The following is a 16,422-nucleotide window of genomic DNA, read 5'->3' on the forward strand; positions in this document are numbered from 1 at the left end:
TAGTAAATCCATAGGAACGTGCAGATTTTCATTTCTTTTTGAGGCTTCTGCAGAATCTCGTAGCGGTCGCTTGTTACATAAACGATTTCCGCAGGTCCAAGCTCATGCTCGTCAGCGTAGCCGAGGTTCATATATGCAAAGTTTTCAAAAGAAAGGCAGTGAGCAAGAATTGAGCCTTTTGCGTCTTTTTTTATTCCGATTTGAAGCGGCGTTCTGCCCATCTTGTCTCTTGCGCCGTAAATTCCTTCTGGAGTGGCAACAAGCATTGTGATTGAGCCTTTTATTTTTTTCTGAACGTATTGAATTCCTTCGAGAATTGTTTTTTGAGTGTTTAGAAGCGCAAGAATAAGTTCTGTCTGGTTTATTTCTCCGCCGGACATTTCAAGAAAAGCGCCGCCGTTTTCGATAATCTCTTTTGAAAGTTCGTCTTTATTTGTAACGATTCCAACGGTTGTAAGCGCAAAACGTCCAAGGTGAGAGCAGGCAAGAAGAGGCTGCGGCTCGTAGTCTGAAATACAGCCGATTCCGATGCGGCCTTTCATCTCCTCAATGTCGTTTTCAAATTTTGTTCTGAACGGAGAATTCTGGATGTTGTGAATTGCACGCTGAAATTTGTCATCTTCGCGATAGACTGCAAGTCCGCCGCGGCGGGTTCCTAAATGTGAATGATAGTCAGTTCCGAAAAATAAATCCATCGAACAGTCGTCTTTTGAAGCAACGCCAAAAATTCCGCCCATAAATGTACCTCTTTGAAGTCTTTGCAAAAATAAAGCACAATTATAGTGCCAAGACGATTTTTTTACAATAAACGGTAAAATTTACCCCGGATCGTTGCGGAAAGACCGCAGCGAAGCGAGGACTTATAGCAAGAGCCGGATATGACAGAGGATGCGGTTTGTGATTTTTTGATTTATTGAATAGAACATTTTTTTATGGTAGTTTTTAAGAATGAAAGAACTTGAATTGAAATATGGATGCAATCCAAACCAGAAACCTGCCCGGGTTTTTGTTGATGAAGGTGATCTTCCAATTGCTGTTTTGAACGGAAGACCTGGTTATATAAATTTGCTCGACGCTTTGAATGGCTGGCAGCTTGTTAAGGAATTGAAGGACGCTACCGGACTTCCTGCCGCAACTTCTTTTAAGCATGTTTCTCCTGCTGGCGCTGCAATTGGCAAGCCTTTGAACGACACTCTCAAGCAGATTTATTTTACCGACGGTGTTGAGCTTTCTCCTTTGGCTTGCGCTTATGCCCGTGCCCGTGGTGCTGACAGAATGTCTTCTTTTGGTGATTTTATTTCTTTGAGCGATGAATGTGACGAAGCTACTGCTCTTTTGATTAAAAAAGAAGTTTCTGACGGTGTTATTGCTCCAGCTTTTTCTGACAAAGCTCTTGAAATTTTGAAGGCTAAAAAGAACGGAAATTACTGTGTTATTCAGATTGATCCGTCTTACGTTCCTCCGGCAACTGAAGTTAAGCAGGTTTTTGGCGTAAAATTTGAACAGGGGCACAATTTTATAAAAATTGACGAAAGCTGTCTTTCTAATATTGTTACGAAAAATAAAAATTTGAGCGAGGATGAAAAACATAACCTTATTATTGCTCTTATTACTCTCAAATATACTCAGTCAAATTCTGTATGTTACGTAAAAGACGGCCAGGCGATTGGAATTGGCGCTGGACAGCAAAGCCGCGTTCACTGTACACGCCTTGCTGGTCAAAAAGCTGACAACTGGTGGCTGCGTCAGTCGCCAAAAGTGCTCGGATTGCAGTTTGTTGACGGAATTAAACGCGCAGACCGCGATAATGCAATTGACGTTTATATTGGCGAAGAATATGAAGATGTTCTTGCAGAAGGAAGCTGGCAGAGAATTTTCAAAGTAAAGCCTGAAGTTTTTACTCGCGAAGAGAAAAAAGAATGGCTTGCTAAAAATACAGATGTTGCTCTCGGCTCAGACGCTTTCTTCCCGTTTGGAGACAATATTGAGCGTGCGCACAAATCTGGCGTAACTGTAATTGCTCAGCCGGGAGGTTCGGTTCGCGATGATCAGGTAATCGAAACTGCCGATAAGTATAATATGGTTATGTGCTTTAACGGAATTAGACTTTTCCATCACTAGTTTTTTATAAAAGGCGCTGTTTTGCGTAGTTTGTAAGAATTTTTGACGAAAAAATATTAACATATTAAAACTAAAAACGCTCTCTGTCGGGAGCGTTTTTTTTTATGGTCGTTTTTTGCAATGATTTTGAGTTTTTTGTGGCGATTTTGATATTTTTTGGTAGAATAAAACAGGCGATTTTTTATATTTCAAATTTTTATCTAAAAACTGCAATTTTTAGATATTTTGTTTAGACATTCGGAAAAATAATTTTTTTTAAGCTGGAGGCATTTTTATGAAACTACGTAAGACTGAGAATCAGCAGGAAAAGAAAAAGGGAGGACGCCTATTTCTTCTTATAGGCGGTTTTTTAGCGGGGATTGTAATTTTCTTCAACGTGCTGCAGATTCGGTTTGTAACAAAAACTACAAAAGAGGAGCTTAAAAAAAGTACAGAATTTGAATATGCCCAGTTTGTAGATACTTATGCAAATCTTGAGCAAAATGTTATTGAAAAATATTTTGCAGCCCTAGATTACTACTGCAATTCAGACATCATAAAAGGAAATGCAAGCACGGAAGAAATTGTTTCCTGGCTGCGCGATCATGAGCAGGACAGAAATAAAGATTTTTTTGATTATGTTGCATGGGTTGATAAAGACGGACTTTATTATTCGGATATTGGAACTCAGACGATTGTTTCTGACCGCGATTATTTTAAAGAAATCATGCAGAACGGCGCAGATTCTTATGTTGATAATCCTGTTCCTTCTAAAGTTTCGTGGAAAACAGTTGTGCATGTATGCCGTGCTGCCAAACGCAATGGCGAAACAATCGGTTTTTTTTGTGGAAACGTTGAAGAATCTAATTTTGCGAAGGTCCTTGAAGATATAAATCTTGGTTCGCTTGGCGAAGCTGGGCTTTTTAGCAGCATTGGAAAGGTTATTGCCTCAAATCTTAATTCTGAAAAATTAAAGGAAGAAGTTGATTATATCCGAAAAAATGACCCGGCTTCTTATTCTGTTTTTCAGACTGCTTGGGCGAATGACAGTCATACTGGAATAATAAAAAATAGTGCTGGCGAAAACATTGTTATTTTTTCAAAAATTGTAAAGCACACGCCGTGGAAAATTATGCTTTTATTAAAAGAAACAGAAATCAATGCGGCTTCAACTGCAATTTTCTATAAACTTTTAATCTGCGGAATTATAATTACCGTTATAATCGTTCTTTTTGTAGGTTTTATAATGTACAAACAGATAAAGCCTTTGAGTGTTGTGGAAAACACGATCCGCGGAATTGCAACTGGAGACGCAGACCTTACGCAAAGAATTCAGTTAAAGAGCAGCAACGAAATTGGACGCGTTGTTGATGGCTTCAATAAATTTTCTGAAAAACTTCACATAATTGTTTCAACAATGAAGCAGTCTAAGAACGACCTTGTCGAAGTCGATGAACTTCTGCAGAACAGTACAGAAGACACTGTAGCGGCAATTAGTCAGATTATTAGCAATATTCAGGGTATGGACAAGCAGATTGGCGTTCAGAGCGAGTCTGTTCACGAAACTGCCGGAGCTGTAAACGAAATTGCTTCAAACATAGAGTCTTTAAACCGCATGATTGAAAGTCAAAGCGCGGCTGTTACTCAGGCGAGTGCTTCTGTTGAAGAGATGATTGGAAACATCAATTCTGTAAATAATTCTGTTCAGAGAATGGCTCATACTTTCCACGAGCTTGAAGAGAAGGCGGCAACTGGAATTCAAAAAAATAACGATGTTACGGCAAAAATCGAAGAAATTCAGGCAGAAAGCCAGGCTTTGCGCGAAGCAAACGTCGTAATCAATGGAATTGCAGAGCAGACAAATCTTTTGGCAATGAATGCGGCAATTGAAGCGGCTCATGCGGGCGAAGCAGGAAAGGGATTTAGCGTTGTTGCCGATGAAATTCGTAAACTTTCCGAAGATTCTGGTTCTCAGTCGCAGACAATCGGTAATCAGCTGGATAAAATCATAAACAGCATTGAGCAGATGGTTGATGCTTCTGGCATTGCTTCCGATGCGTTTAACGACGTTGCTCAGGAAATCAATTTGACAAACAATCTTGTTCAGGAAATTTCAAATGCAATGATAGAACAGAATGAAGGTTCAAAACAAATTGCAGTCGCCCTTAACAGCATGAATGACACTTCTAACGAGGTAAAAACAGCGTCTTTGGAAATGGCTGAAGGAAATAAGGCGATTCTTGATGAAATAAAAAATCTTCAGGAAGCTACATTCAGCATAAAAGACGGAATGGGCGAAATGTCTTCCGGGGCACGCAAAATCAACGAAACTGGAGCGGCGCTTTCTGAACTTGCAAACCGTATGAAAGCTTTAATTGGACAGATTGGTATTCAGGTCGATCAGTTCAAAGTTTAAAATCGGAAAAAATTCATATTATGTTTTGATTGTAGTGAAGTTCATTTTTTTGCTACAATCGGAGTATGTTGTTAAGAAACGATTTTTCTCAATTTACGCACTTTTTTTGGGATCTTGACGGAACTTTGACACGTTCTGCCGAAGGAATTGTAAACAGTGTGCGTTATGCGCTTGAATGTTTTGGAATAAAAGAAGCGGACGATGAAAAACTCAAGCGTTTTATCGGGCCTCCGCTTGCAGAGTCGTTCAATGTTTTTTATGGACTGAGCGAAGAGCGGTGCGATAAAGCCATAGAAAAATATCGTGAGTTTTATACGGAAAAAGGAATTTTTCAAAATGCAGTTTATGAAGGAATCCCAGAAACCTTGCAAAAACTCAAAGAAAGCGGAAAAAAACTTTACGTTGCAACTTCAAAACCGGAAGTTTTTATGTTCAGAATTCTGGAACATTTTAATTTATCTCAATACTTTGATTTTGCCGGCGGCGCGGACATGGCGGAAGCAAGAAGCGAAAAGCACAAAGTTATTGAATATGTAATTAAACACGAAAATTTGCAGGCCGAACGAAAAAACGGCAAGATTTTGATGATTGGCGACAGAAAACACGACATTCTCGGAGCGCGAAAAAACGGCTTAAAATGCTGTGCAGTTTTGTGGGGCTATGGAAGCCAGCAGGAATTTGAAGAATTTAAGGCCGATTTTATAATTTCAAAACCGGGGGATTTAGTTTGTCAAAGCTAGTTTGACAGATTTTGCTTGTCGGCTTAAATAATTTTAAAAAGCAAAACTCAATTGAAGCGGCGCTTTTGCAAGACGGAGAGATTCAAATAGTTCTTCTATCTGGTTTTCTCCAAAAACTTTTATTCCGTTTTTTAGCAAAAGGTCTGCCGTTATTCCGTTTCCGTCGATTATTTTGTGGCTGAATGATCCGTCGTAGATTTTTCCAGCTCCGCACGAAGGACTTCTTTCTTTTAAAAGCGCAAAAGAGCATCCGAACATTTTTGCCGCTTTTAAAACCTGTTGAGCGCCTTTTTTGAATTGAGGAGTTCTGTCGTTGCCTTGCGAGTCGATTACTTTTTCTCCGGAAATTTCGCAGGGAGAGCGCGGACAGGAAAGTCCTCCCATACATTCCGCACAGACAGGAATTATGTTTGCGATTTTTTTTAGGCGTTCAAAGGTTTCTTCCTGCAGAATTGAGCCGTTGTTTCCGCCGTCATATTTTACATCAAAACCTAAGAGGCAGGCGCTTACAAGAATGTTCATAGAAAATAATTATGAATTAAGTTTGATGGTTGGACAAGAGAAAAGTATAAGCATAGAAAAGAAATAAAAAGAATGAATAACAAAAGAATATCTCTAAAATCTCGAAATAAAAACGGTTGTATGATATATTTCATGTTTGGCTGTATATTTATTTGAATTGAATTTAATTAAGTTTTAGAATAAATGAGTTTGGAGGAATTTTAAATGAAATGCAAAATTTCAGCTGTTTGCGCAGCGCTTTTTCTTGCAGTAATTCTTACTTCATGCGGTTCTAAAGAAAAAAATATTATTCCTTTAGAATTGTGGTACGGCGCAACTTTTTCTGAAGCTGGAGAACCGCCAGCAGATTGGGAAGTTTTTAACATTATCCGCAGAAAATTGAATATCGAGTTAAAAATTTCTGCTGTTCCTGCAAGTTCTACTGAAGCGGACAAAAAAATTATAGCTGCCGCAGATGCCGGACGTCTGCCAGATATTTTTGTTGTGAGCGGAACTGTCTTGCCAAAATTGATGAAAAAAGAATGTATTTCTTATGTTGATGACATGTACGAGCTTATGCCGACTCGTACTTCTCAAATGTATGATGTAAAAGAGCGCAAGTCGTATGGTTACAAGGGCAAGCACTATGCTTTGAGCCAGCCAGGTTCAGTTGTAAAAAATGAAGGAATTTTGATTAGAAAAGACTGGCTTGATAAACTTGGCCTTGAAATTCCTGTAACTCTCGACGATTACATGAACGTAATGAAGGCTTTTACTTACAGCGATCCTGATGGCAACGGCAAAAATGACACTTATGGTTACGGCGCTTATCTTGAAATCAAAAAGAATTCAGAAGGTTTGGGTGTGAAATTTGACCCGATTTTTGGCGCTTTTGGAGTAGAAGGAACTTTTGATTTTAACAAAGATACTGCCGGACTTAATATTTACAAAGACAGTTATTTTGACGCAGTAAATTTTGTGCGTCAGATGGTTAACGAAAAAGTAATCGATCCGAACTGGGTTGTTTATAAGAAGGATGATTTTAGAAATGCCTGGAAATCAGGTCGTTTTGGAATTATGCGTGAACAAAATGCAGCCTTTGCCCTCGAAAACAACTATTCACCTTTTGACGAAAAGTTTCCGGATGGAGAATGGATTGTAATTGAGCCTCCGACAGGTCCTTCTGGGGTTAAATCGGTTGGAATTTACACTGACCAGGGACACCGCATCTATGCAATCAGCAAAAATGCCAGAGAAAAAGGCAAGATTGAGGCAATTGCAAGGCTTCTTGAATGGATGAGCAGCGAAGAAGGTTATTATCTTTTGGGATTTGGTGAAGAAGGCGTAAACTACAGACGTGACGAAAATGGAAAAATCACAACTGAAGGTTTGGCTGACCCTTCAAAAGCGTATACTCAAAAATCATTTGCACGTTATCTTCAGCTTAGAAATTTGATTTTTTATAACAGCGAAGTTGAGCTTGAAAGCCGCTATCCAACCTGGGTAAGCCGCAACGGCAAAAAAATGAGCGCATACGCAGTTTTAAAAAATATGCAGAATCAGGACTGGACTCCAGCCCTTGGCTCAGAAGGTTTGCCAGCTCCGTCTGCCGAAGTAAAAAAATATTACGAGCAGGGCGTTATGGACTTTGTTACAGGAAAACGTGCCCTTATTAGAGAAAACTGGCAGCAGTGGCTCAACGGATTTACACGCATTGGCGGAATCGACTGGGAACGCAAATGTAAAAATTACGTTGAAAGCAACAACCTGCTTACCGAATAGTTTTGCCCATTTCGCTGGCATTTAGTCTATCCAGCGGAGTGTTCTTTTTTTGACAGCGCCGGCTTTTATGCTGGCGTTTTTCGTTTAAAAAGGTTTCGATAATTTCTGTAATTGCCCATAAAGCGATAAATCCCAAAAATAAAAAAAACATAGCCATAAATGCTCCTCCTTAGTTGGTATGCCAATGATAAAACAACTAGTGAGACACTGATTGTCCTTGGTAAAAAAGTTTTCTTGTGCGATAACGGTAAATTATCAACCAGAGTTTTTTAGTTAAGTTTTTTTATGATAAAATAAGCGGAATATGTTTTTTTTAAGGGGAGTGTTGTTATGAATAGAAGAAAATCGATAGTTATTACTTCTGTTTTGACTGGCTTGGCTGTTATTTGCGCGCTGGCTGGAATTGCCCTTTTAATTTTTATTTTTCTTAAGGGCGAAATAAATAGATTTGAACCTTTTGAGTTGGACGAAAACAAGACTTACGATGTTCTTTATATAAGTTCTTATGATCCTCGCTATTTGATTACAAAGAATCAGCTTGAAGGCATTGAATATTCTATGCAAAAAAAAGGCATCATGTACGAAGTTATGTACATGGACATGCTTAATTATAACACTGTCGAAAATTACGAGCTTTTTTATCAGACAGTAAAGCATAAAATTTCTATGCGTCCGACAAATTACAAGGCGGTTATTGTAAGCGATGACGCTGCCTTAACTTTTATTGAGCAGTTCCATAACGAACTTTTTAAAGATGTTCCGGTTGTATTTTTTGGAATAAACGATATTGCTCATGCAAAAAATGCTCAAAAAAATCCATGGTTTACAGGATTTGGAGAAAAAAATTTTGTTGATGAAACTCTTGAAATAATCATTGAGCAAAATCCTAATGTTAAAAAAGTTTGCTGTATTCTTGATGATTCTTTAACGGGCCGTGGCGACAGAGAGCAATTTTTGGACGCAATAAAAAAATATCCAAACTTAACCTATGAGTTTATTACGATTTCTCGAAATTCTCCTGAACAGATTGCTAATCGGTTGTCTGCAATTCACACTGATTCAGTAGTTTTGTGTCTTTCTTCTTTGCAGTCTTATGCACACAGAAATTCTTTTTCTATTTATGAGCTTATTGATTTTATCAGTTCGTATTCACGGAGAATTCCCGTTTATAGGACAAATGCTGTCGGTATTGGGAATGGATTTTTGGGTGGAAAAGTTTATGATCACTATGCGGCCGCCTGCCATGCTGTAGAAATTGTTTATGAAATTCTCGAAGGAAAAAAACAGATTTTTGATTTTGAATACGATGATTTTGCGGCTGGAAAATGTATTTTTGATTACAAACTTCTGAAAGAATTCAATATAAATCCTGCGACTTTGCCTTCCGAAACGATTTTTTTCAACAAGGCGGAAAATATTTTAAAAAAACAGAAAAGTCTGTTCATTGCTGTTTTTTTTATAATACTCTCTTTGATTTTGATGCTCGTTGTTTTTATTACAAGCTATTACAAATCAAAAAAAATTAACGAAATTGTCATGGCGATGAATAAAAAAATGCGCCAAATTAACAGGGAGCTGATTGACTCGAAAACAAAACTGACTTTTGTCGCAAACAATGATGGTTTAACGGAGCTTCCAAACAGAAGTCACGGTGAGGCAGAAATAAAAAAACTTATACATTCTGGCTTGCCTTTTACGCTTTTTTTGATGGACGTTGATGATTTTAAAAATTACAACGACACTTACACACACGCATGCGGCGATTTTGTCTTAAAAGAATACGGACGCCGGCTTGCAAAACTTACTGTAAACGGTGAATATTTTGCGGCACGCTACGGCGGAGATGAATTTTTGCTTGTCTATAAATGCGGTCATATCGAAAAAAATGGGCGAGAGATTGAACTTTTGCGTCAATTGCTCAATGAACCGATGTATTTTAACGGAACAAAACTTTCAATAACCGTAACTTTGGGTTTTGCAGATTCGTCTATCGATGTTTCTTACGATGAGCTTCTTACAAATGCGGATATTGCAATGTATGAGGCAAAAAAGATTGGTTTTGGAACCTGTCTTGGTTTTATGCCGGAAATGAAAGAATCGGTTTTGAGGCGCAATTCGATTATTGACATTTTAAAAGACGAATGTGAGCATGGCGGTTTTGAAATTCGCTATCAGCCAGAGATTTCTACAAAAACTGGCGATGTCTGCGCTTTTGAAGCTCTTGTCCGCTTGAAGGATTATTCAGTTGGACCGGATGTTTTTATTCCTGTAGCGGAAAGCAGCGGTTTTATTGCTCGAATCGGAAGAATTGTTACTGAAAAAGTTTTGCGTCAGATGGACATCTGGCGTTCTGAAGGAATGAAGCTTCGAAAGGTTGCAATAAACTATTCAAATGGACAACTTGTTGATGACGGTTATGTCTTGCATCTGAAAAACATGATGGAAAAATACAGGATTCCGTCAGATCTAATTGAAATTGAAATTACAGAAAGCCTTTTTATGGGTAAAAAAGGCCGCGTAACTCAGCTTTTTGACGAACTTGCAAAAATTGGTGTTACACTTGCTCTTGATGATTTTGGAACGGGGTATTCTTCTCTCAGCTATTTGACTTTTGTTCCAGCGGACAAGGTTAAAATAGACAAGTCTCTCGTTGATAATTATCTTGTAGATGGAAAAGAAGATTTTATTCAGAATATTGTGCAGCTTGTGCATGGTTTGGGAATGAAACTGGCTGTTGAAGGCGTTGAGCATAAATGGCAGTATGACAAGCTCTGTTCTATGAATTGTGATTTTATTCAAGGATATTTGTTCAGCAAGCCGATTAGCGCGGATGATGTTCCTGAATTTTCAGTTGCGGTTTGATTTATGACTTTGCTTGAAACTTATTACAATAAATTTAACGAAGAGCATCGCCTTTCGACACGGCATGGAATTGTAGAATATACAGTTGCTCAAAAATATATTCACGAGTGCATTGGTGAACGAAAAAATCTTAAAATTCTTGATGTTGGAGCTGGAACCGGACGCTATTCTGTGGCTTTAGCTCAAGAAGGTCATTTTGTTACGGCGGTTGAGCTTGTTGAACGAAATCGGAAGGTAATTGAGTCAAAGCATCAGGCTGGAGTTCATATCTGGCCGGGAAATGCCCTTGACTTGAGTTTTCTGGATGCGGATTTTTTTGACATAGCCTTGATTTTTGGGCCGATGTATCATTTGCACACGAAAGAAGAAAGAATTAAGGTTTTTGAACAGGCTAAGCGAGTAACAAAAAAAGGCGGTTTTATTCTTGTTGCCTATGTTATGAACGATTACAGTATAATCGAATACTGCTTTAAGAAAAACAAAATAAAAGAGTGTTTTGAAAACGGCAGCGTGACAGAAGATTTTAAAACCGTAAGCAGCGAAAAAGAGCTTTACAGTTACCTTCGGCTTGATGATATAAATGAATTGAATAAAATAGCTGGTCTTGAACGCATAAAAATTATTGCGGCGGACGGCCCTTCTGACTATATGCGCCGGGAATTAAATGCAATGGACGAAGAAACATTTGAGCTTTTTGTAAAATATCAGCTGGCAAATGCAGAACGGATTGAATTGCTCGGTGCTTCTAGCCATACTGTCGATGTTCTAAAAAATACAAAATAATTCAAAAATTGCGTTAGCGATGATAGCCCCAGCGTCAGCTGTCCCCGGAAGGGACGGAGCGAATGCGGAGGGGCGGTCGTAGCGACGGCGCAGCCGTAACGCCCTTGCATATTCCTGAAGAATTTTATAAACTGTGCAAAATGACATTTTGTTGATTTTTGTCAAACTCAATTTTTTTATTTTTATGGGAGAAAACTATGGCAAAGAAATATGCATTTTTGTTTCCTGGACAGGGTGCTCAGGCACAGGGAATGATTAAGGATATTTGTGAAGCATATCCGGAAGCGCAAAAGGTTGTTGACGAAGCTTCTAAGATTGCTGGAAAAGATGTTGCAAAACTTTTGTGGGATACTCCTCAGGAAGAGCTTAACCGCTCGGATAACAGTCAGCTTGCGATTACTACGGCAAGTATTGCGATAATGGCCGCTCTTAAAACAAAGGGAATTGAGCCTTCTGCTGCGATGGGATTTTCGCTCGGAGAATTTCCTGCTCTTTATGCCGCCGGAATTTTGTCTTTTGAAGATGTTATCAAAATTGTATGCCAGCGTGGTTCGATAATGCAGACTGTCTGTGAACAGATTGCTGAAGAGAATGCTGGAAATGCGCCTGGAATGAGCGCTGTTCTTGGTTTGCCGCCAGAAAAAGTTGAAGAAATCGCTGCCGGAATCGATGGCGCTTATGCCGCAAATTTGAATTCTGTAAAACAGACTGTAGTTGCAGGAACTGCCGACGGGCTTGCTAAGGTAGAAGAAGCGGCGAAGGCTTGCGGGGCGCGTCGTGTTGTACGTCTTGCTGTTGCTGGTCCTTTCCACTCGCCGCTTATGCAGAGAGCTGCTGATAATTTTAAGGTGGCGCTTGAACCTTTTACGTTTACAGATCCAAAAATTACGCTTTTTTCTAATGTGACAGGAAAAAAAGTTACAGAAGGCGCGCCTGCAAAGGCAAGTGCGGTTGAGCATCTTACTAATCCGGTTCGCTGGACTGACGAAGAAAAAGTTCTTGCTGATTTGATTAAGGAAGATGGAAGTGAGTGGGCTGTTCTTGAAGTTGGTCCTGGAAAAGTTTTGTCTGGTCTTTGGGGACAGACTGAATTTGGTGCGACTTTGCCTGCTGTTGCTGTAAACACTGCTGAAGTTTTGGCAGCACTTTAATAAATTTGGGAGGAAGTATGTTGCTTCAGAATAAAAAGGCTCTTGTGACTGGTTCTAGCCGTGGAATTGGCCGTGGAATTGTTGAATCTTTTATTAAAAACGGTTGTGAAGTTTGGGGACTTTGTTCTAAAGAAAGTGCCGGAAAAGCAGAAATCGAAGCTCTTGCAAAAGAAAACGGTGTGGCTTTTCACGAAATTTATGCTGATGTAGGCAATGCTGAGCAGGTGACAGAAGTTGTAAAAGCCGCTCTTGCAGAAGCCGGCGGTTTTGATGTTCTTGTAAACAACGCTGGAATTACGCGCGATGGTCTTTCGTTCAGAATGAAAAAAGCTGATTGGGACGATGTTTTGAGAGTCAACCTTACGGCTGCTTTCTTAATCTGTCAGATTGTTTCTAACGATATGATCAGAAAACGTTCTGGTTCAATTATCAATATGTCTTCGATTGTCGGAGTTCATGGAAACGGCGGTCAGGTTAACTACGCTGCTTCTAAAGGCGGTCTTATTGCTTATTCTAAATCTCTGGCTGCAGAAGTTGGAGGCCGCGGTGTTCGTGTAAACTGCATTGCTCCTGGTTTTATCGAAACTGATATGACTAATGTTCTTAAAGAGGAATTGAAACAGGCTATGATTGAAAAAATTCCTCTCAAACGACCTGGAACTCCGGAAGATGTTGCAAATACCGCTCTTTACCTTGCGAGCGACTTGAGTTCTTATGTGACAGCACAAGTTATTGGTGTTGACGGTGGAATGGGCGCGTAAAATTTTACGCTGACAAAGACTTGTTTTTGCCGTATATTTCTTGCTTGCGCGCCTTTATGGCGCGTTTTTTTATTCTATTTTTAAGTTTTTCAGGAATATTTCTGTAAAAATTTGCGGAGAATCTTTGTTCTGATAGTATATTCCCGCTTTAAAATAATTGCGTTCATCGGAGCGGACTATTTCTGAAAAGGTTATGCTTTCTTTTTTTTCTCCATCGCGGAAAATTGTGAGTTTTTTGTCTTCTGTTTGAATTTTGATTGTAGTCTCTTTTGAAGGAATCCAAGCACCAAGCTCAATTTTTATTGGATCACCGTTTATTTCGTCTACTTTATCTGCTTCGTAATAATTTCGGATCTTTGCAACGATTTTTCCTTGTTCTGCTTCGATTCGGCAGAGCGGACGGTCTGTTGCTTTTCCGTTTGCATTTGGGAGTTTGCTTGCCAAAAACTGCCCGACAGTAAATTTTGCTTCTGAGGCGTTGGAGCAGTTTCCGAAAAAAGTGTAGGTGAAAGAATGAGTTCCTTTAAGCGCCCATTTTGTTTTTTGGGCAAGTTCTACGCGGACTGAAGAACCGTTTGGAGATTTTCCCTGATCGGAGGCATCGAGTGAAATTCTTATCCAATCTGTGTTGTTTTTGTCCGTGTATTTTGAAAAATATTTGTTTTTGAAATTTGAGTTTTGGGCGAGAGATGCGGTTATCATGCCGCCGTCTTTAGTTCCTGACGGATACTGGAGATTAAAATCGATGTTTCCAGAACTGTCGGCTGGAATGAGCGGGACAGGACTTTGTCTTTTTTCGAGTTCTTCTGATGTGGCGTAAGGCATGACATAAGGTGAGTATTCGCCGCTGCTTGAAGCACAGCCTGCAAGAACTGCATTTAATGCGATTATTTTAAGAAATAATTTAGCGTTCATTTTTTTCTATTTTATAGTCTTTATTTTGAATTGTCTGCTTGTTATTTGATAGTTTAGCAATGAAAAAAACACTTGCTTAAAATGACAAAAACTGATATTTTGTCATAGTAAATTAAAAGAAAGTTAAAATCAGCTTGAAATTTTGCTGGTTTATTATTTTAAACAGTTTTGCGTGGCAAACTGGATTTTTCTATAGGAGGCATGATAAAAATTACATCCGTGTAATTTTTATCATTACAGTTTGCTCTAGCGTTGCTTTTACAAACTGTGATTCTCGCCATCTGTAGCTTGCCGCTAACGCGGAGTTTTATAAGGAGAAAAAGATGAGAAAAATTGTTGTTACAGGACTTGGTTGTGTAAGTCCAGTCGGAAATTCTGCTGACGAAACTTGGGCTGCCCTCAAGGCAGGAAAAAGCGGGGTTGCTCCAATTGCCGGATATGATGCAACTCCTTTTAAAGTAAAATACGACGCTGAAGTAAAAGATTTTAAAGCCAGCGATTATATGGATGCAAAAGAAGCTCGCAAAATGGCACGCTTTACACAGTTTGCTGTTGCTGCTAGTAAAATGGCTCTTGACGATGCAAAACTTTCTGGAAACGAGGCTGTGCTTGACAAGGCTGGTGTTTATCTTGGCGTTGGAATCGGTGGTTTTGAAGTTACAGAAGCCGGATTCAAATCATATTTTAGCTCAAACTTTACACGCACTCCTCCAATGACAATTCCTGAGCTTATTCCAAACGAAGCTGCAGGAAATATTTGTATCGTAAACAACATTCACGGTCCGGCTCACACTGTTTGTACCGCCTGTGCTTCTGGAACAGATGCGATTGGCTATGCTCTTGATCAGATTCGTGCAGGACGCGTGGATGTTGCTCTTGCCGGCGGTACAGAATCTGCAATCAACGGATTTACAAACTTGAGTTTTGGCGTTTTGCAGGCACTTTCTTCAAAATGGGCAGACAATCCTTCAAAAGCAAGCCGTCCGTTCGACAAAGACCGTGATGGATTTGTTATGGGCGAAGGTTCAACAATCCTTATTTTGGAAGAATACGAGCATGCAAAAGCACGTGGCGCTAAAATTTATGCAGAAGTTGCAGGATACGGAACAACAACAGATGGTTACCACCTTACAGCTCCAAACCCGAACGGAATCGAAGGGGCACGCGCAATGACTCTTGCTCTCGAAGATGCTCATGTAAAACCGGAAGATGTTGTTTACTACAACGCCCACGGAACTTCAACACACTTGAACGATGCTGGCGAAACAAAAATGCTCAAAAACGCATTTGGCGACGCTGCATACAAATTGCACATTTCTTCGACAAAATCAATGACAGGACACTGCCTTGGAAACGCAGGCTCGCTCGAAGCTTTTGTCTGTGTAAAAGCAATCGAAGACAACTTTATTCCACCAACAATCAACCTTGACAATCCGGACGTAGAAGGCGGATGCGACCTTGACTATACGCCAAACAAGGGACTTTCAATCGACGTTCCGGTTGCAATGAGCGGAAACTTCGGTTTTGGCGGACACAACGGAATCTTGGTTTTCAAGAGAGCAAACTAATTAAAAAACTCTAAAAAACGCTTATTGCGAAAATTTTAGGGTTGATTTTTACAAAAGAGGGCGTGCCGGCTTGCGCCGTCGCGCTTTTCGCGGTTCCGCTGACGCTCCATTGGACGCAGCGAGCTGCTTACCAACGGCAGAGCCGCCGCTACAATCGCTCACGCGAGCAAAATGCCTGCTAAAAATGCAGGCTCTTTTTTTATAGGAGTTAAGATAAAAACAGCCGAAAACGGCGTCTGTTTTTTATCTTTCTAAGTTTGCGTTGCAAACTTACTAATTAACTGCAATTTTTCACTTTGCTACGAAATTGCAATAAAAAGTCAATCCTAAAACTGAAGTTTTAATCTTGACTTTTTATAGGAGAAAAAAAATGGCATTTACAGATATTGAATCACTTTTACCGCACAGAAAACCTTTTTTGTTTGTAGATACAATCGAAAGTTATGACGAAAACGGCTGTGTATGTACACGCAAATTTACAGAAGAGGATTTTTTCTTTAAAGGACACTTTCCTGAATATCCTGTAGTTCCTGGGGTAATTCTTGTAGAAACAATGGCACAGGGCGGTGGAGCCGCATTGAGCCTTCAGAAAAAATTTGACGAAGGAAGCCTGTTCTTCCTTGCGACAGTAAACAACGTAAAATTTAAGCATCAAGTACGTCCAGGCGACACCGTAAGAATGGAAGTAGTAAACAAACGCTGCACTAAAAACATGGTTGTACAGGAAGGAAAGGCCTACGTAGGCGAAACCCTCTGCGCCCAAGCCGAGTGGATGTGTCTCGTAGGAAAAGGCAACTAGCAAAAAGAATGCAAAATAGCCTTTAAAAGAGGCGAGTGGGCACG

At 39.7% G+C, this 16,422-nt stretch carries 12 protein-coding genes and 1 pseudogene; 10 read left to right on the forward strand and 3 right to left on the reverse strand.

Annotated elements, in window-relative coordinates:
* A pseudogene (locus tag B4N75_RS00685) lies at window positions 1-737 on the reverse strand (amidophosphoribosyltransferase); the annotation flags it as partial.
* 211 nt (window positions 738-948) lie between these two features.
* Here B4N75_RS00685 and B4N75_RS00690 point away from each other — a divergent pair.
* The 3 genes from B4N75_RS00690 (at window position 949) to B4N75_RS00700 (ending at window position 5,256) form a co-directional block, all read left to right on the forward strand.
* Entirely contained in the window at window positions 949-2,121 is a 1,173-nt protein-coding gene (locus B4N75_RS00690; protein ID WP_296023014.1) for a phosphoribosylaminoimidazolecarboxamide formyltransferase, read from the forward strand.
* A gap of 274 nt (window positions 2,122-2,395) precedes the next feature.
* On the forward strand, window positions 2,396-4,516 hold the full coding sequence (locus B4N75_RS00695) for a methyl-accepting chemotaxis protein (protein ID WP_296706324.1): 2,121 nt from the start codon (window positions 2,396-2,398) through the stop codon (window positions 4,514-4,516).
* 65 nt (window positions 4,517-4,581) lie between these two features.
* On the forward strand, window positions 4,582-5,256 hold the full coding sequence (locus B4N75_RS00700; RefSeq protein WP_296667740.1) for an HAD family hydrolase: 675 nt from the start codon (window positions 4,582-4,584) through the stop codon (window positions 5,254-5,256).
* Between the two features lie 33 nt (window positions 5,257-5,289).
* Here B4N75_RS00700 and B4N75_RS00705 read toward each other — a convergent pair whose 3' ends face one another.
* The gene (locus B4N75_RS00705; protein ID WP_296023025.1) at window positions 5,290-5,778 is read right to left on the reverse strand and encodes a DUF523 domain-containing protein; all 489 of its coding nucleotides are present in this window, start codon (window positions 5,776-5,778) and stop codon (window positions 5,290-5,292) included.
* A gap of 204 nt (window positions 5,779-5,982) precedes the next feature.
* Between B4N75_RS00705 and B4N75_RS00710 the strand changes: the two genes are divergently transcribed.
* The 5 genes from B4N75_RS00710 to fabG all read left to right on the forward strand — a co-directional run bounded on the left by B4N75_RS00710 (window position 5,983) and on the right by fabG (window position 13,096).
* Window positions 5,983-7,539 carry an extracellular solute-binding protein gene (locus B4N75_RS00710; protein ID WP_296667736.1) on the forward strand — a complete coding sequence of 519 codons (1,557 nt, stop codon included), beginning with the start codon at window positions 5,983-5,985 and terminating at the stop codon, window positions 7,537-7,539.
* Between the two features lie 330 nt (window positions 7,540-7,869).
* Entirely contained in the window at window positions 7,870-10,401 is a 2,532-nt protein-coding gene (locus B4N75_RS00715; protein WP_296667734.1) for an ABC transporter substrate binding protein, read from the forward strand.
* 3 nt (window positions 10,402-10,404) lie between these two features.
* Complete coding sequence (locus B4N75_RS00720) at window positions 10,405-11,184, forward strand: class I SAM-dependent methyltransferase (protein ID WP_296023035.1); 780 nt, start codon at window positions 10,405-10,407, stop codon at window positions 11,182-11,184.
* Window positions 11,185-11,381: 197 nt separating this feature from the next.
* On the forward strand, window positions 11,382-12,335 hold the full coding sequence (locus B4N75_RS00725; RefSeq protein WP_296023037.1) for an ACP S-malonyltransferase: 954 nt from the start codon (window positions 11,382-11,384) through the stop codon (window positions 12,333-12,335).
* Between the two features lie 17 nt (window positions 12,336-12,352).
* Window positions 12,353-13,096 (forward strand): 3-oxoacyl-[acyl-carrier-protein] reductase, encoded by a 744-nt coding sequence (gene fabG, locus B4N75_RS00730; protein ID WP_296023040.1) that lies wholly within the window; start codon window positions 12,353-12,355, stop codon window positions 13,094-13,096.
* A 69-nt stretch (window positions 13,097-13,165) separates the two neighbouring features.
* On the opposite strand, the gene B4N75_RS00735 is transcribed toward fabG, so the two are convergent.
* Entirely contained in the window at window positions 13,166-14,011 is an 846-nt protein-coding gene (locus tag B4N75_RS00735) for a polysaccharide lyase family 7 protein (RefSeq protein ID WP_296023042.1), read from the reverse strand.
* Between the two features lie 323 nt (window positions 14,012-14,334).
* Between B4N75_RS00735 and fabF the strand changes: the two genes are divergently transcribed.
* Together fabF and fabZ are read left to right on the forward strand one after the other, a co-directional pair.
* On the forward strand, window positions 14,335-15,579 hold the full coding sequence (gene fabF / locus B4N75_RS00740) for a beta-ketoacyl-ACP synthase II (RefSeq protein ID WP_296706326.1): 1,245 nt from the start codon (window positions 14,335-14,337) through the stop codon (window positions 15,577-15,579).
* Between the two features lie 370 nt (window positions 15,580-15,949).
* On the forward strand, window positions 15,950-16,378 hold the full coding sequence (gene fabZ / locus B4N75_RS00745; RefSeq protein WP_078930743.1) for a 3-hydroxyacyl-ACP dehydratase FabZ: 429 nt from the start codon (window positions 15,950-15,952) through the stop codon (window positions 16,376-16,378).
* The last annotated feature ends 44 nt before the right edge of the window (window positions 16,379-16,422 follow it).

The sequence above is a fragment of the Treponema sp. UBA7570 genome (assembly GCA_002477955.1).
Lineage (GTDB): Bacteria > Spirochaetota > Spirochaetia > Treponematales > Treponemataceae > Treponema_D.

Bases quoted from the DNA above. Each gene is read 5' to 3' on its own strand.
- B4N75_RS00690 (WP_296023014.1), top strand. From the start codon at position 949: ATGAAAGAACTTGAATTGAAATATGGATGCAATCCAAACCAGAAACCT.
- B4N75_RS00695 (WP_296706324.1), top strand. From the start codon at position 2,396: ATGAAACTACGTAAGACTGAGAATCAGCAGGAAAAGAAAAAGGGAGGA.
- B4N75_RS00700 (WP_296667740.1), top strand. From the start codon at position 4,582: ATGTTGTTAAGAAACGATTTTTCTCAATTTACGCACTTTTTTTGGGAT.
- B4N75_RS00705 (WP_296023025.1), bottom strand. From the start codon at position 5,778: ATGAACATTCTTGTAAGCGCCTGCCTCTTAGGTTTTGATGTAAAATAT.
- B4N75_RS00710 (WP_296667736.1), top strand. From the start codon at position 5,983: ATGAAATGCAAAATTTCAGCTGTTTGCGCAGCGCTTTTTCTTGCAGTA.
- B4N75_RS00715 (WP_296667734.1), top strand. From the start codon at position 7,870: ATGAATAGAAGAAAATCGATAGTTATTACTTCTGTTTTGACTGGCTTG.
- B4N75_RS00720 (WP_296023035.1), top strand. From the start codon at position 10,405: ATGACTTTGCTTGAAACTTATTACAATAAATTTAACGAAGAGCATCGC.
- B4N75_RS00725 (WP_296023037.1), top strand. From the start codon at position 11,382: ATGGCAAAGAAATATGCATTTTTGTTTCCTGGACAGGGTGCTCAGGCA.
- fabG (WP_296023040.1), top strand. From the start codon at position 12,353: ATGTTGCTTCAGAATAAAAAGGCTCTTGTGACTGGTTCTAGCCGTGGA.
- B4N75_RS00735 (WP_296023042.1), bottom strand. From the start codon at position 14,011: ATGAACGCTAAATTATTTCTTAAAATAATCGCATTAAATGCAGTTCTT.
- fabF (WP_296706326.1), top strand. From the start codon at position 14,335: ATGAGAAAAATTGTTGTTACAGGACTTGGTTGTGTAAGTCCAGTCGGA.
- fabZ (WP_078930743.1), top strand. From the start codon at position 15,950: ATGGCATTTACAGATATTGAATCACTTTTACCGCACAGAAAACCTTTT.